The organism is Nocardiopsis dassonvillei (assembly GCF_964273065.1).
Classification (GTDB): Bacteria; Actinomycetota; Actinomycetes; order Streptosporangiales; family Streptosporangiaceae; genus Nocardiopsis; species Nocardiopsis dassonvillei_B.
In genome coordinates, this window is the sequence record NZ_OZ186815.1 from 4,892,871 (window position 1) to 4,907,184 (window position 14,314).

Annotated in this window: 14 protein-coding genes; 4 read left to right on the forward strand and 10 right to left on the reverse strand. The window is 71.8% G+C overall.

The features are described 5' to 3' along the window. Positions 1-217 precede the first annotated feature (217 nt). Together ACSUPR_RS21920 and ACSUPR_RS21925 are read right to left on the reverse strand one after the other, a co-directional pair. On the reverse strand, positions 218-1,417 hold the full coding sequence (locus ACSUPR_RS21920; RefSeq protein ID WP_436892097.1) for an MFS transporter: 1,200 nt from the start codon (positions 1,415-1,417) through the stop codon (positions 218-220). Between the two features lie 100 nt (positions 1,418-1,517). Further along, positions 1,518-2,603, reverse strand: a complete 1,086-nt coding sequence (locus tag ACSUPR_RS21925; RefSeq protein ID WP_436886583.1) for a suppressor of fused domain protein — start codon at positions 2,601-2,603, stop codon at positions 1,518-1,520. Positions 2,604-2,797: 194 nt separating this feature from the next. Here ACSUPR_RS21925 and rlmN point away from each other — a divergent pair, with 194 nt between their 5' ends. Next, positions 2,798-3,895 carry a 23S rRNA (adenine(2503)-C(2))-methyltransferase RlmN gene (rlmN, locus tag ACSUPR_RS21930; RefSeq protein WP_436886584.1) on the forward strand — a complete coding sequence of 366 codons (1,098 nt, stop codon included), beginning with the start codon at positions 2,798-2,800 and terminating at the stop codon, positions 3,893-3,895. A 13-nt stretch (positions 3,896-3,908) separates the two neighbouring features. Further along, positions 3,909-4,376 (forward strand): hypothetical protein, encoded by a 468-nt coding sequence (locus tag ACSUPR_RS21935; protein ID WP_436886585.1) that lies wholly within the window; start codon positions 3,909-3,911, stop codon positions 4,374-4,376. 40 nt (positions 4,377-4,416) lie between these two features. On the opposite strand, the gene ACSUPR_RS21940 is transcribed toward ACSUPR_RS21935, so the two are convergent. The 6 genes from ACSUPR_RS21940 to ACSUPR_RS21965 form a co-directional block, all read right to left on the reverse strand. Beyond that, entirely contained in the window at positions 4,417-4,929 is a 513-nt protein-coding gene (locus tag ACSUPR_RS21940) for a hypothetical protein (RefSeq protein WP_436886586.1), read from the reverse strand. Positions 4,930-5,081: 152 nt separating this feature from the next. Then, the gene (locus ACSUPR_RS21945) at positions 5,082-5,681 is read right to left on the reverse strand and encodes a hypothetical protein (protein WP_436886587.1); all 600 of its coding nucleotides are present in this window, start codon (positions 5,679-5,681) and stop codon (positions 5,082-5,084) included. 13 nt (positions 5,682-5,694) lie between these two features. Next, positions 5,695-6,282 (reverse strand): hypothetical protein, encoded by a 588-nt coding sequence (locus ACSUPR_RS21950; RefSeq protein WP_436886588.1) that lies wholly within the window; start codon positions 6,280-6,282, stop codon positions 5,695-5,697. Between the two features lie 353 nt (positions 6,283-6,635). Next, positions 6,636-8,237 (reverse strand): ABC transporter permease, encoded by a 1,602-nt coding sequence (locus ACSUPR_RS21955; RefSeq protein WP_436886589.1) that lies wholly within the window; start codon positions 8,235-8,237, stop codon positions 6,636-6,638. Beyond that, complete coding sequence (locus ACSUPR_RS21960; protein ID WP_436886590.1) at positions 8,234-9,157, reverse strand: ABC transporter ATP-binding protein; 924 nt, start codon at positions 9,155-9,157, stop codon at positions 8,234-8,236. Before ACSUPR_RS21960 ends, ACSUPR_RS21955 begins: the two co-directional genes overlap by 4 nt. Positions 9,158-9,210: 53 nt before the next feature. Next, positions 9,211-9,861, reverse strand: a complete 651-nt coding sequence (locus ACSUPR_RS21965; protein ID WP_436886591.1) for a TetR family transcriptional regulator — start codon at positions 9,859-9,861, stop codon at positions 9,211-9,213. A gap of 84 nt (positions 9,862-9,945) precedes the next feature. Between ACSUPR_RS21965 and ACSUPR_RS21970 the strand changes: the two genes are divergently transcribed. Together ACSUPR_RS21970 and ACSUPR_RS21975 are read left to right on the forward strand one after the other, a co-directional pair. Next, a complete protein-coding gene (locus ACSUPR_RS21970; RefSeq protein WP_436886592.1) occupies positions 9,946-10,749 on the forward strand; it encodes a carbon-nitrogen hydrolase family protein in 804 nt (267 codons plus the stop codon). Positions 10,750-10,997: 248 nt separating this feature from the next. Beyond that, on the forward strand, positions 10,998-11,243 hold the full coding sequence (locus ACSUPR_RS21975) for a hypothetical protein (RefSeq protein WP_436886593.1): 246 nt from the start codon (positions 10,998-11,000) through the stop codon (positions 11,241-11,243). A gap of 248 nt (positions 11,244-11,491) precedes the next feature. On the opposite strand, the gene ACSUPR_RS21980 is transcribed toward ACSUPR_RS21975, so the two are convergent. Both ACSUPR_RS21980 and ACSUPR_RS21985 read right to left on the reverse strand, forming a co-directional pair. Then, entirely contained in the window at positions 11,492-13,000 is a 1,509-nt protein-coding gene (locus ACSUPR_RS21980) for a CoA-acylating methylmalonate-semialdehyde dehydrogenase (protein WP_436886594.1), read from the reverse strand. A 26-nt stretch (positions 13,001-13,026) separates the two neighbouring features. Beyond that, the gene (locus ACSUPR_RS21985) at positions 13,027-14,313 is read right to left on the reverse strand and encodes an aspartate aminotransferase family protein (RefSeq protein WP_436886595.1); all 1,287 of its coding nucleotides are present in this window, start codon (positions 14,311-14,313) and stop codon (positions 13,027-13,029) included. Between the last annotated feature and the right edge of the window lies 1 nt (position 14,314).

The following is a 14,314-nucleotide window of genomic DNA, read 5'->3' on the forward strand; positions in this document are numbered from 1 at the left end:
CGCCGCCCGCGCCACCGACATCCCGGCCGGTACGCCTGGGGTCTGTTTTTCGAGTGCCGTTCTGTTCCGCGGGGGGGTGTGTGAGGCGCCGGCGGGGTTCTGCAGGCCCGGAGGGGGTGTCCGGGGAACGAGGACGTTCCCGTGGGGCCGAGGGTTCCCGCCTTTCCAAAGGCGCCGAACGTGGACCGAAGCGGAGCGGAGGTTCGAAAAACACGGCCTAGCCGAGCCTGCGCAGGCGGCGCACGCCCGGCACGGCCAGCGCCGCCAGGGTCGCCGCCACCGTCAGCACGGCCATGGCCAGCAGCGCCCGCCGCGGCCCGACGGCCGCCGCCAGCGGGCCGATCGCGACCTGCCCGACCGGCAGGGCGGCGAACGACCCCAGGGCGTCGTAGGAGTAGACCCGGGACAGCCGGTCGGCCGGGACGTTCTCCTGGAGCGAGACGTGCCAGGCCACCTCGAACTGCTCGACCGCCACCCCGGCGAGGAACATGGCGGCCACCAGCGCCAGGGGCGCCACCGGGAGGGACAGCGCGTACAGCGGCACCGCCTGGACGGCGACCAGCGCCACCCCGAAGGGCAGGGCGCGGCGCGGCTGCCACCGGGCGGCCAGGAATCCCCCCGCCAGCATCCCGGCGCTCTGGGCCGCCACGACCAGGCCCCAGACCGCCCGGCCGAAGGACCCGTCGGCGATCGCCGGGCCCAGCACCGCCACCGAGGCCGACCAGGCGGCGTTGGTGGCCATGAACTGCGCCACCACGACCCACACCCACGGGCGGGAGGTGAACTCGCGCCACCCCTCGACCAGGTCGCGCAGCACGTTCACCCGCTCCGCTCCGGACGGGTCGCGCGGCACCCGCAGCAGGACGAACGCCGCGCAGGCCAGGGCGTAGAGCACGGCGTCCACCGCGATGGACCACCCCGGGCCGGCGAACGCGACCAGGGTCCCGCCCAGCGACAGCCCCGCCACCATCGCACCGTTGCCGGTCAGCCGGACCAGCGCGTTGGCCTGCCGCAGCAGGCCGCGGGGCACCGTCTGGGGGAGCAGCGCGGCGGACGCGGGCAGGTTCACCGCGGCCGCGGCCCCGTTGAGCACGCTCAGCACCATCATCAGCGGCAGCGACGCCGCCCCCGCCAGCAGGGCCGCGCCCAGCGTCCCCTGGGCCAGGGCGGCCAGCGCGCAGCCGCCGCGCAGTACCAGGGAGCGGGGGAGCCGGTCGGCGACCACGCCGCCGAGCAGCAGCAGGGCCACGTTGGCGACGGACCGCGCACCCACCACCAGGCCGACGTGGACCAGCGAACCGGTGACGTCCAGCACCGCGAACGCCAGCGCCACGTTCGCCAGCCCGTTGCCCAGGGACATCAGCAGCCGGCCGGCGGCCAGCGCCCGGAACGGGCCGTGCCGCAGCGGCGCCCCCATCCCGGCCGCGCGCCCCGCGTCCTCCGTCGCCGTCACGTCCGCGCCCCGCCCACCGGAACCCCCGGGGCCGTCCCGGGGCCCGGAGCGGGCGGACACGGGTTCACGAGAGGATCCAGCTGCGGCCCTCCGCGGCCAGCTTCTCCACCAGGGTCGCGCTGTCGTGCTCCTTGGCGAACAGGTGCTCGGGGCGGGTGATGGGCACGATCCACAGCCACCGCACCGGGTCGCCCTGGAAGGTCAGCCCCGCGGTGTCCGGCGGCGCGTGCCCGGCGGCGGCGACCAGCGGGGAGGGGTCCTCCAGCAGCAGCACCGCCCCCGCCCCCCGGCGCATCGCCCGGTCCTCGGGGTTGTCCAGCCACTTCACCGTGTGCCCGGTGCCGAACCAGGTCACCGCCCGCCAGGGGAACGCCCCGATCCACCGGAAGATCCGCGCGGCGTGGTGCGCGGGCATGGTGGTGGCCAGCGCCAGCTCCACCCGCGCGTACCGGGACGTGTCGGCCATGTACCGGTCCAGGGTGGGCATCCGCTGCCCGCACATGCCCACGGTGGACAGGATGGTGAACGGCCGGTGCTCGGTGGGAGGGCGCTCCGACACCCGCAGCAGCGGCGGGTGGCCGTCGGACACGTCCCAGTAGTGGCCCGCCTCGCCCACCGACCGGTTGAGGTGGCCCAGCACCGTGCGCTGCACACTGCGCCAGGCGCCCGACGCCCGCCGCCAGTCCCAGTAGGCCTCGGCGTGCACCACGCGCGGCCACAGCTGGCCCTTGACCGGGTCCAGCTCCCAGGCGTAGGCGCTGCGCCCGATCGCCTCGCGCGCGTACCCGGGCAGCCCGCTGTCGGCCTCCGCCCAGCCGGGGATGACCGCGAGCAGCCCCTCCTCGTCGACCAGGGCGACCCCGTCGCCCTCCTCGAACCACACCGCGCGCAGGCACGAGGGGTCGAACCGGGGCCGGCCCTGCGGGTGCTTGGTGTGCCCCTCCGGCATCAGCGGCGCCCGGCCCTCGAAGGACCCGCCGGGCTCGGCGCTGCGGGGGGCGATCTCGTGGTTGGCCAGCCACACCGGGACGCGGATGCGCCCGCGCGCGTCCAGCAGGTAGGCGGCCGTGGTCCGGGAGTCGCACTCGACGACGACACGGCGGCTCTGGTACGGGCTGATCTCGTCGAGCAGGACCTCGATCCCTGTCACCGGCCCTCCCACGTGTGCCGATCCGCCGTCCTCTTCGGGCCCGATCCGACCCGTCCCCACAGTGCGTAGAATCGACGGTAGTGCCCTGACAGGCGGAGCCGTACCCGCAGCCGCGTATAGGTCGTATAACGACCCGAGCCGCTGCCGTCCCGCGCCGGGCCGAGACCATCGACTCCACCCCTTACGGACTCTCTATGCCCGCCGAGCTCACCTTCGTCGCACCGCGCCGTGCCAAGCCGCCCCGGCACCTGGCCGACCTCACCCCGCAGGAGCGGGCCCAGGTCGTCTCGGACCTGGGGGAGAAGCCCTTCCGGGCCAAGCAGATCGCCAAGCACTACTTCGGCGGTCTGGAGTCGGACGCCTCGGCGATGACCGACCTGCCCGCCGCCTCCCGGGAGAAGCTGGGCGAGGCGCTGCTGCCCCGCCTGCTCACCCCGGTCAAACACATCACCTGCGACAACGGGATGACCCGCAAGACCCTGTGGAAGGCGTTCGACGGGGTGCTCTTCGAGTCGGTGCTGATGCGCTACCCGGACCGCGTCACCCTGTGCATCTCCTCACAGGCGGGCTGCGGCATGAACTGCCCGTTCTGCGCCACCGGCCAGGCCGGCCTCACCCGCAACCTCTCCACCGGCGAGATCGTGGAGCAGGTGGTGGCCAGCGCCCGGGACCTGGCCCGCGGCGAGGTGGCCGGGGGACCGGGGCGGATCAGCAACATCGTGTTCATGGGCATGGGCGAGCCCATGGCCAACTACAAGCGCGTCCTGGAGACGGTGCGCCGGATCACCGACCCGGTGCCCGAGGGGCTGGGCATCTCCCAGCGCGGCGTCACCGTGTCCACGGTCGGCCTGGTCCCGGCCATCGACAAGCTCACCGCGGAGAAGATGCAGGTGCGCCTGGCGATCTCGCTGCACGCCCCCGACGACGAGCTGCGCGACGAGCTGGTGCCGATCAACACCCGCTGGAAGGTCGCCGAGGTGCTCGACGCCGCCTGGCGCTACGCGGGCACGACCGGCCGCCGGGTCTCCATCGAGTACGCGCTCATCAAGGACATCAACGACCAGGCCTGGCGGGCCGACCTGCTCGGCAGGCTGCTCAAGGGCCACCTGGTCCACGTCAACCTCATCCCGCTCAACCCCACCCCGGGGTCCAAGTGGACGGCGTCGCGCCCCGAGGACGAGCGCGAGTTCGTCCGGCGCCTCCAGTCGCACGGGGTCTCCGTGACGGTGCGCGACACCCGCGGGCAGGAGATCGACGGGGCCTGCGGCCAGCTCGCGGCCTCGGAGAGCTGACCCGGGGCGCGCGGTGGTCGAGACCGGGCTGGCCTTCGTCGTCGCCCTCGCGGCGGGACTCGTTCCGGTCATCAACATCGAGGTCTACCTGCTCGGCGCCGTCGCCCTGAACGGCGACGGCGCCCTGGTGGCCATGGCGGTCGCCGCCGGCCTGGGCCAGACCCTGGGGAAGCTGCCCTACTACTACGCGGGCAGGGGGACGCTCTCGGCCCCGTGGCTGCGACGGCGCACCGAGACCCCGGGCAAGTGGTCCGAGCGCGCCGCCCGCTGGCGGCGCAGGGCCGAGGAGCGCCCCGCCTGGGGGGTGGGCCTGCTGGCGCTCAGCTCGTTCGCGAGCATCCCGCCGTTCGTGGTGGTCTCGGTCCTGGCGGGGGTGGTGCGGATGAACGTCGTGCTGTTCTCGGCCATCACCTTCGTCACCCGCACCGCCCGCTTCCTGGTCATCGTCCTGGCCCCGGCCTGGGCGCTGTCCTTCCTCTGACCCGGTCTCCCTCCCGGGCGCGGACCGCTCCGGACCCGGGTCAGCCCAGGTCCTCGCGGGTCACCTCCAGGGTGCCGCCGACCGGCTCCAGCTCCCCGTCGCCACCCACCAGGTACACGCTCTGGTCGGGGTTGAGCAGGGAGGCCGGCACGTCGTCGTAGGTCGCCAGGAACAGCACGTAGGTTTCCCCCTCGCGCAGTTCCAGGTCGTCGGTGGCGCCGTTCTCGTGCTTGACCTCCAGCACCCCCCCGGGGTCCCGGCCCTCGAACACCTCCGACACCGCCAGGGTGTACACGGTGTACTCGATCGGCTCCAGCCCCTCCTCGGCCCCGTCGCCCTCGGAGACGTCGATCGGCTCGGTGCGGGAGCCCTCCACGGTCGCCTCGACGACCAGGTCGGCGGCCTCGAACAGCTCCTGTGCCGAAGCGTAGGACGGGTAGTCGCCCATCGCGCCCTCACTGCTCGGGGAAGGGGACGAACAGGCCACCAGGGCCAGGACCGACACAGAGGCCACCGCGATACCCCCCGTGCTCTGGATCCGGATCGCTCGCATCTCCGTACTCCTCGGATGTGGGCCCCGAGCCGGGGCCGTATTCACCTTGGACTCTTTCGGAGAAAAAGAGGTTCCCCGCCTCCCGGATTTTTTTCCTGCCTCCGGGAGGCGGGGAGCGGGTTACTCCTGTGGTTTTTGTGAAACTCCGGGGATTACTCGGAGAACTCCTCGATATCGTCCGTGCTGATGGGAACGTGGTTCTCCGCGTGCAGCGGTTCGAATCCGCTGTCGCTTTCCACGGAGTAGGCGCCCTGGTGGGAATTGATCAGTGAGAAGGGGACGTCGTACACCCCGCTGAGGAACAGCAGGTGCGGTCGGCCGGCTTCCAGGGCGACGGCGCCAGGCTCGACGTACTCGACGCCGTCCATGACACCGCCGAGCTGCTTGATCTCGATGGTCTCTCCGACCTGCGCGTCCCCGGACACCACCGAGGTCACCTCCACCTCGTGGACGGTGAAGACGAGGAGCGCCTCCTCCTCGGAGTCCGGCACTCCGGCCGCCGGGTCGGCCGCGGGGTCCAGGCCCTCCTCCGGCGGGAGCAGGATGTCGATCTCCTGGACGCTCGAGGAGGTGATGACCCCCTCCACGACCAGGTCCGCGGACGAGAGGAGGCCCTCGGGGGTGTCGTATACCGGGTAGTCGGGCTGGTAGACCACGACGTCGTCGGCAACGGTCTCCGGGGAGTCCGGCGCTGCGCAGGCCGCGAGGGCCAGAACCAGGCCGGTCGCCGCGGTCAGGGTGATCGTTCTCATGGCTCTTCCCTCCTCAGTAGATGCGCCGGACTTCCGCGGTGTCGTAGGCGTAGGGCGTGATCCTGGTCCTGTCGCGGCTGTGCTTCATGACCGACAGCCGGGTCGTGTTCGGGTTGTCCGCCAGAGAGAGCGCGTGGCCCAGCTCGTGCAGGGAGGTGCTGCGGCACCAGGCGGTCATGTTGCTTCCGGAGTCCTCGGACAGCCGCCGGGCGTTGATCCGGATGGTGAAGCTCCGGTTGGCCCGCGTGCCCGACGGGGAGTAGAGGCCGTACCAGTTCTCGGTGTAGCGGCCGGCGGTCATCACCCGGTTCACCGAGGTGCTGGTGGTGCGGGTGATGGAGATGTTGGTGTTGGTCGTGTTGTTCCAGTTACTGCGGCCGGTGTTGAAGAACCCGATCCAGGTGTCGTTGACCGCCCCGTAGCGGACGGTGAAGCGTGTGGTGCCCACACCGCCGGAGTAGTAGTCGGCGTGCGCGGGCACCGCGCCCAGGGCGACGACCAGGACGACGGTGCCGAGGGCGGCCAGTACCCGGGCCAGGGGGCGGTGGGGAAGGGACGGTCTCCGTGTGCTGGGGGGCGGGGTGAGGAGGCTTTTCGCCATGGGCTTCTCCCGGAAGTGGAGGAGAGGGGGACCCGGTCTGAAGAACGGGGTGCACGGTCCCTCTTCCGGTGTTCCCGATTCAACCGGAACACGGATGCGGAAGAAAGGCGATGGCCTGTTGAGGACGCCGGGGCGTATCTTTGCCCGTGTTTTTTCCGGTGCGGCCCATTGAAGTGCGCAGATGTGTTTTTCTGGGACTCCGCGCCGGTTTTCCGTTCTCGATATGGTGATCTGCCGGAGAACATGATCCGGTGCTATCATCGCCGCCCGTTGCGGAAGGGGCTTCTGAGGCCAGGGGGGCGGAGCGAACGGGCGGTCCGGCCCCGGGGACGGACCCCGGGGCCGGCCGGGGATCAGACGGAGGCCAGGTCCCGGCGGCGGAAGCCCGCCAGGGCCAGGGCGAGGGCGACGAGGACCGCGACGGAGGCGATCGCGACCGGGACGGCCTCGACGTCCTCCATCGGCGGCTGCGGCAGCATCCCGAACGCGCTCAGGTCCAGCGCCCAGTCCGGCATGCCCAGCAGGGCGCCGAGCATGGTGGTGAAGACGCTGTACCCCAGCCAGAGCCACACCAGCGGCATCAGGCGCGGGGCCGCGCCGACGAACAGCGCGGTCGCCGCGGCGAACGCCAGCGCCATCGGCAGCTGCGACAGCGCCGACTCCAGCATCGTGCCGACCCAGGAGGGGTCGTCCGTGGCGCTGAGCGCCCCGATGCCGATGCCCAGTCCGCCCAGGACCACCACGAGGGCCGTCGACAGGACGGCCACCGCCAGGGCGGCCCCGTACCAGCGGGTCCGGCCCACCGCCGCGGACAGGACGAGTTCGGCCCGGCCCGCCGTCTCCTCGGTCCGTGCCCGCAGGACCGACAGGATGCCGTTGGCCGCCGCCGCCATGACCACGTAGCCCGTCATCACGCTCAGGAAGCCTCCGGTGATGTCCTCGGTGGAGGCGTCGGCCAGGAGGGCGACGATGTCGGGGTTCGATTCGACCATCCCCTCGACCTCGGTGGCGAGGGTGCCGAAGGAGATCGCGAACAGGAAGGTCGCGACGCTCCAGGCGATGATCGAGCCGCGCTGCTGGCGCAGGTGCAGGGCGAAGACCCCGTTGAGGAGGGGGCTCGCCGCGGCCGGCCCGGGACGCGGCGGGATCAGCCCGGCCCCCAGGTCCCGGCGCCCGGCGAGGGCGTAGGCGACGCAGAACAGGGCGATCACGGCCAGCGGGTACAGGGCCAGCGGCCACCAGCGCAGGTCGTCGAACACCCGGGTCTGCTGCACCCACGCGAAGGGGGAGGCCCACGAGGCCGCACCGCCCCCGCGCTCGGCCAGGTCGCCGACGACCCGCGCCATGAAGAGCACCCCGACGGCGAGGAAGGCCAGCCCGGAGGCGCCCCGCCCGTGCTCGGTGAGCTGGGCGCACACCGCGGTGATGGCGCCGAAGGTGAGCCCGGCCATCCCCAGGCCCAGCCCGTAGGCCAGGGAGTCGGCGGTCTCCAGGCCGAACCCGGCCATGGTCGCCCCGACCAGCCCGCCGATGGCCAGGTTCACCAGGGCGACGGTGAGCAGGGCGGCCGTCATCTGGGCGCCGGAGCCCAGGACCCCGGCCCGCAGGAGTTCGGCGCGGCCGCTCTCCTCCTCGGCCCGCGTGTGCCGGACCACGTGCAGGATGCTCATGATCGCCAGGGCGATGAGCAGGCTCATCGTCAGCTCGTTGGCGACCATGGCGCCGAGCGTGTAGTCCTCCAGCCCGTACCCCGGGCCGCCGAAGACGATCCCGGTGGGCGTGTCCATGAGGGCGGCCCGGGCCTGGCGCTGGGCGTCGGTGGAGAACGTCTCGTCCAGGGTGGGGACGGTCATGACCGTCGTGCCGACCAGGGCGACCGTCCAGACCGACAGCCGGAGGCGGTCGCGGCGCAGGATGAACCGGGTCAGTGTCCCGGTTCCGGCGAGGGCGCTCATGCCGCGCTCCCGCGGTCGCCGTTGAGGGCGGCCAGCTCGTCGCCGTAGTGGCGCAGGAACAGCTCCTCCAGGGAGGGCGGGTTGCTCACCAGGGAGCGCACGCCCAGGTCGGTCACCGCCCGCATGACGGTGTCCAGGTGGTCGTTGTCCACGTCCATGGAGATCCGGTCGCCGTCGACCTCCGCGTTGTGCACGCCGGCCAGGGAGGCCAGGGCGGCGGGGTCCCCGGCGACGGTGGCGCGCACCGACGACCGGGTCAGGTGGCGCATGTCCTCCAGGGTCCCCGACTCCACCGCCCTGCCCTGGCGGATGATCGTGACGGTGTCGCAGAGCTTCTCGACCTCGGACAGGATGTGGCTGGACAGCAGGACCGTGCGGCCCTGCTCCTTGGCCTCCAGCACGCACCCGGTGAACACCGCCTCCATGAGGGGGTCCAGGCCGGAGGTCGGCTCGTCCAGGATGAGCAGCTCGGCGTCGGAGGCCAGGGCCGCGACCAGGGCGACCTTCTGCCGGTTGCCCTTGGAGTAGGTGCGCGCCTTCTTGGTGGGGTCCAGCTCGAAGCGGCCCAGGAGCTCCTTCTTGCGGGCTTGGTCCAGGCCGCCGCGCAGCCGCCCGAGCAGGTCGATGGCCTGGCCTCCGGTCAGGTTGGGCCACAGGGTGACGTCGCCGGGGACGTAGGCCAGCCGTCCGTGCAGGGAGACGGCGTCCTTCCAGGGGTCGCCGCCCAGCAGGGCGACGGTGCCGGCGTCGGCCCTGAGCAGGCCGAGCAGGACGCGGATGGTCGTGGACTTGCCGGAGCCGTTGGGGCCGAGGAACCCGGCGACCTGGCCGGCCTCCACGCGCAGGTCCAGGCCGTCGAGGGCCTTGAAGCGGCCGAAGTACTTGTCGACGCCGCGCGCGTCGATGACGGGTGATGACATGGTGGGTGGTCTCTTCTCTCTTCCGGAGGGGGAGGGGCTCGGGGCCCGGTACGTCAGCCGGTGGCCGGGGGCGGGTCGCTGACGTACAGCAGGTAGGCGTCGAGCATCTTCCGGTCGGCGTAGAGACCTTCGGTGTAGAGCTCCAGTAGCGGGAGCATGTGCTCCTCCATCCATTCCCGCAGGAACAGTGGGAAGTCGATGTCGTCGGGGTCGGGCCGCATGGACAGTGCGACGAGGAAGGAGCCCATGGAGCTCTCGGCCAGCCACCGGGCGCGTTTGGCCGGGTCGCGGCTGGGCCGGATCGTTCCGGCGGCCTCCCCCGCGGCGAGGTAGTCCTGGATGTCCTCGACCATGCGCTCGTACAGGGCGCGGCCGACGGACCCGCCCTCCTGGAAGGAGCGCACGGCGTAGGCCAGCAGGGGGGCGAACTCCTCGATGTGCGCCACGTGCTGGAGGGAGACGGAGGGCTCGGAGGTCACCGACTCCTTCTTGATCGTGTGCACGATCTCGAAGACGTGGTCGTCGCAGGCCCTGCGGAGTCCGTCCTTGGACCCGAAGTGGTGGATGACCAGGCCGGGGGAGACCCCCGCCTTCTCGGCGATGGCCCGGACGGTCACCTTGAAGCCGTGCCGTCCGAAGCACTCGATGGCGGCGTCGCGGATGCGGGCGCGCGCGGTGAGGTCGGAGGAATCGGCTGAACTCATGTTCAATAGGTTAAACACGCGTTCAGCTTGCTGGCAAGTGGGTGGTCGTACACTCGTGGCACCCGTGTCGATGAGGAGAGTCCGATGGTGCAGGTCGCGGTCGCCCAGTTCGCCCCCGGTCAGGACAAGGCGGAGAATCTGCGCTCGGTGGCCCGGCTGGCCGCGCGGGCCGCGGCGCTGGGCGCGCGGGTGGTGCTGCTCCCCGAGTACACGATGTTCACCGCTCCCCGCACCGACGGGCGCTACGTCGAGGCGGCCGAGCCCCTGGACGGGCCGTTCGTCTCGGCCGCCGCCGACACCGCCCGCCGGGAGGGCGTCCACCTGGTGCTGGGCGTCAACGAGGAGACCGGCGGGGGTACGCACTTCACCAACACCCTGGTGGCGCTGTCGCCGCGGGGGGAGTGCGCGGCGCTCTACCGCAAGGTCCACCTGTACGACGCGTTCGGCGCCAAGGAGTCCGACGTGGTCGCCCCCGGGCCCATCGAGGACCCGCGGACCTTCACCGTGGACGGTGTGACCTTCGGCTTGCAGACCTGCTATGACCTGCGCTTCCCCGAGGTGACGCGGCGGATCGCGGATGCCGGGGCACATGTGGTGCTGCTGGCCGCGCAGTGGGTCCCCGGCCCCCTCAAGGAGGAGCACTGGCGGACCCTGGCGCGCGCCCGCGCCGTGGAGAACACCGTCTACGTCGCCGCCGCCGGGCAGGCGGCGCCATCGGGATCGGGCAACAGCATGGTGATCGACCCGATGGGGACGCCGGTCGCGGCGCTGGGGGAGCAGGCCTTCGAGGTGGCCGCCGCCGAGGTTTCGGCCGCCCGGGTGGAGGAGGTCCGGACCACCAACCCGGCGTTGGCGATGCGCCGTTTCGCGGTGGTTCCCCGCGACTGATTCAGGTCTTTCGGCAGCAGGTCGCCCTCTGGATGTCCGACAAATCCGCTGATTACTCAGCTTTCAGGTGGGGTCTTCCCAGCCTTGGTTACTTAGAGCTATGATTTCCATGCACGGAGTGATTTAGATCCGTCCGGACCCTTCCAGGGGCCTGGTGCCTCTGATTGAATAAAGAGCCGGTAACTATCGGCCCGCCAGACTGTCCTAAACCACGGGGGGGAGCAGGGACATTGCGCGGAACGAGCACGATGTGCGCATCCGATGTGAGGGTCGACGGCGTATCCGACGGATACGTGTACGACCCGGACTCACTGAGCGCCGAGCAGTGCGCGGGGGACGCCTGCGCCGTTTGCCACACGCGATGGCCCCGGCCGCGGATCGCCCTGGGCGTTCTGCCGGACGGGGGACCGGTGTTCGGTTGTGGTGACTGCGCGGCACTGGTCGGCGCCGGGTCTCCGGCCGCCGCCGACTCGCGGCTGTTCGCCGCCCGCTGAGGAGAACAGGGTGGCGCTCCGGGTCCAGGGGGAGAGGAGGACCCGGAGCGCTCCCGCGGGCGCGCCCGCTTCCGTGGGGAGGAGGGGAAGTTGAGCGCGCCTTTTCCGGAATGGTCCCGCGGTCAGGCCGTGGCCACGCCCCGTGAGGGGCGGGCGACACCCACGATACTCCGAGTCGCCCGCCGCGGCCGTCCGAGGAACGTATCCGTCCGTTATTTCCCGGAACTGCGGACAGTCCGCAATGACCGTTATCCGTTGGTGGGGAACCCCAGGTCCACACCCCCGGCCGGGCGCGCGCCCGGATCGATCCACCGGGCGGTGACCGCCTTGGTGCGGGTGTAGAAGTGCACGCCCTCGGTGCCGTGTGCGTGCGAGTCCCCGAACAGCGACTGCTTCCACCCGCCGAACGAGTAGTAGGCCATCGGCACCGGGATCGGCACGTTGATGCCGACCATGCCCACCTCGACCTCGTTCTGGAAGCGCCGGGCCGCCCCGCCGTCGTTGGTGAAGATCGCGGTCCCGTTGCCGTAGGGGTTGTCGTTGACCAGCTTCACCGCCGTGTCGTAGTCCTGCGCGCGCAGCACGCTCAGCACCGGACCGAAGATCTCGTCCCGGTAGCAGGACATCTCCGGGGTCACGTGGTCGAGCACCGTCGGGCCCAGCCAGAAGCCGTCGCCCCCGCCGCCCAGGACCGGGTGGACCCGGCCGTCCGCGGCCAGCGTGGCGCCCTCGCGCACCCCCGAGTCCAGGTAGGAGGCGACCTTGTCGCGGTGCTCGCGGGTGACCAGCGGGCCCATCTCGCTGCGCTCGTCGTCGCCCGGGCCCACGCGCAGCCGGGAGATCCGCTCCTTGATCCTGGCGACCAGCTCGTCGCCCACCGGGTCCACCGCGACCACGGCGGAGATGGCCATGCAGCGCTCGCCCGCCGAGCCGAAACCGGCCGACACCGCCTGGTCGGCGGCCAGGTCCAGGTCCGCGTCGGGCAGCACCACCATGTGGTTCTTGGCCCCGCCCAGCGCCTGTGCCCGCTTGCCGTGCTCGGCCGCCGTCCGGTAGACGTACCGGGCGATCGGGGTGGAGCCCACGAAGCTGACCGCCGCCACGTCCGGGTGCTCCAGCAGCGCGTCCACGGCCTCCTTGTCGCCCTGGACCACGCTGAACACGCCCTCGGGCAGCCCCGCCCGCGCCCACAGGTCCGCGATCAGCAGCGAGGCCGACGGGTCCTTCTCGCTGGGCTTGAGGACGAAGGCGTTGCCGCAGGCGATGGCCACGGGGAACATCCACATCGGCACCATGGCCGGGAAGTTGAACGGGGTGATGCCCGCGACCACGCCCAGCGGCTGGAGGATGGAGTAGGAGTCCACGCCGGTGGACACGTTCTCGGAGTAGCCGCCCTTGAGCAGGTGGGGGATGCCGCAGGCGAAGTCCACGACCTCCAGGCCCCGGGCCACCTCGCCCTGGGCGTCGGAGAACACCTTGCCGTGCTCGGCGCTGACGGCCGCGGCCAGCTCGTCCCGCTCGGCGTTGAGCAGTTCCCGGAACCGGAACAGGATCTGGACCCGCCGGGACAGGGACGTGTCGCGCCAGGCCGGGAACGCGGCCCGGGCCGCGGCCACCGCCGCGTCCACCTCCTCCCGGCCGGCCAGGTCCACGGTGCCGGTGACCAGGCCCGAGGCGGGGTTGTGGATGTCGCCCTGGCGCTTGGCCGGACCCTCGTAGCGGCGTCCGCCGATCCAGTGGGTGACGTGCTTGCCCATGTCTTCTCTCGTCTCCTCGGGTCTTCTCAGGCCTGGGCGTCGACCGAGCGCACGGCGTCGATCAGCAGGTCCCGGCCTTCTGCGGCGTCCTCGGCGGACAGGGTCAGCGGCGGGGCCATCCGCAGTACGTTGCCGTGCACGCCGCCCTTGCCGATGAGCAGGCCGCGCTCGCGGGCGGCCTCCAGCACCCGCCCGGCCAGGGCCGGGGAGGGGGCGCCGGTGCGCGGGTCCGCCATCTCCACGGCGAACATCAGGCCCTTGCCGCGCACGTCGGACACCGACGGCAGCTCGGTCAGCGGGCGCAGGCCCTCGATGATGAGGGCCCCCTGGCGCAGCGCGTTGCCCTGGAGGTCGTGCTCCAGCACGTAGTCGAGGGTGGCCCCGGCGGCCGCCATCGACACCGGGTTGCCGCCGAAGGTGGCCACGCCCAGAGCCGACAGGCCGTCCATGAGGTCGCCGCGCGCCACGACGCCGCCGACCGCGAAGCCGTTGCCCAGGCCCTTGGCGAAGGTCATCGCGTCGGGGGTCACCCCGTGGTCGCCGATACCGAAGAAGCTCGTTCCGGTGCGGCCCCAGCCGGTCTGCACCTCGTCGGAGACGAAGAGGATGCCGTGCTCGTCGAGCACCTCCTTGTAGGCGGCGTACAGCCCGTCCGGGGGCATGGCGAACCCGCCCACGCCCTGGATCGGCTCGGCGATCAGGCAGGCGACGTTCGGGGCGGCGGTGTCGAGGACGTCGCGCAGGTCGGCGACGCAGGCCTCGATGTACTCCTTCTCCGACATGCCGCGGAACACCGGGGAGGCGTGGTCCGTGCCGTGCAGGTAGTGCACGTTGAGCGGGGACAGGGAGGAGTTCTTCCAGGCGCGGTTGCCGGTGACGGCGATGGTCCCGTAGGAGCGGCCGTGGTAGCTGCCGCGCAGGGCCAGCACCTCGTCGCTGCCGCGGGCGCAGGTGGCCAGCAGCAGCGCGGTCTCGTTGGCCTCGGTGCCGGAGTTGGTGAAGAACACCTTCGCGTCCGGGATGCCCGACAGGCGGGCGATCTTCTCGGCCAGCTCGACCTGGGAGCGGATCAGGTACAGGGTCGAGGTGTGCACGACGCCCCTGGCGATCTGCCGCTCCACGGCCTCGCGCACCTCGGCCACGTCGTAGCCGAGCATGTTGGTCACGATGCCGCCGAAGAAGTCCAGGTAGGTCCGGCCGTCGGCGTCGGTGACGCGGGAGCCGCTGCCGGAGGTGATCTCCAGCGGGGACTCGTAGTACAGGGGCAACCAGGAGGGCATGACCGCGCGGTGGCGCGAGAGGAGTTCCGACATG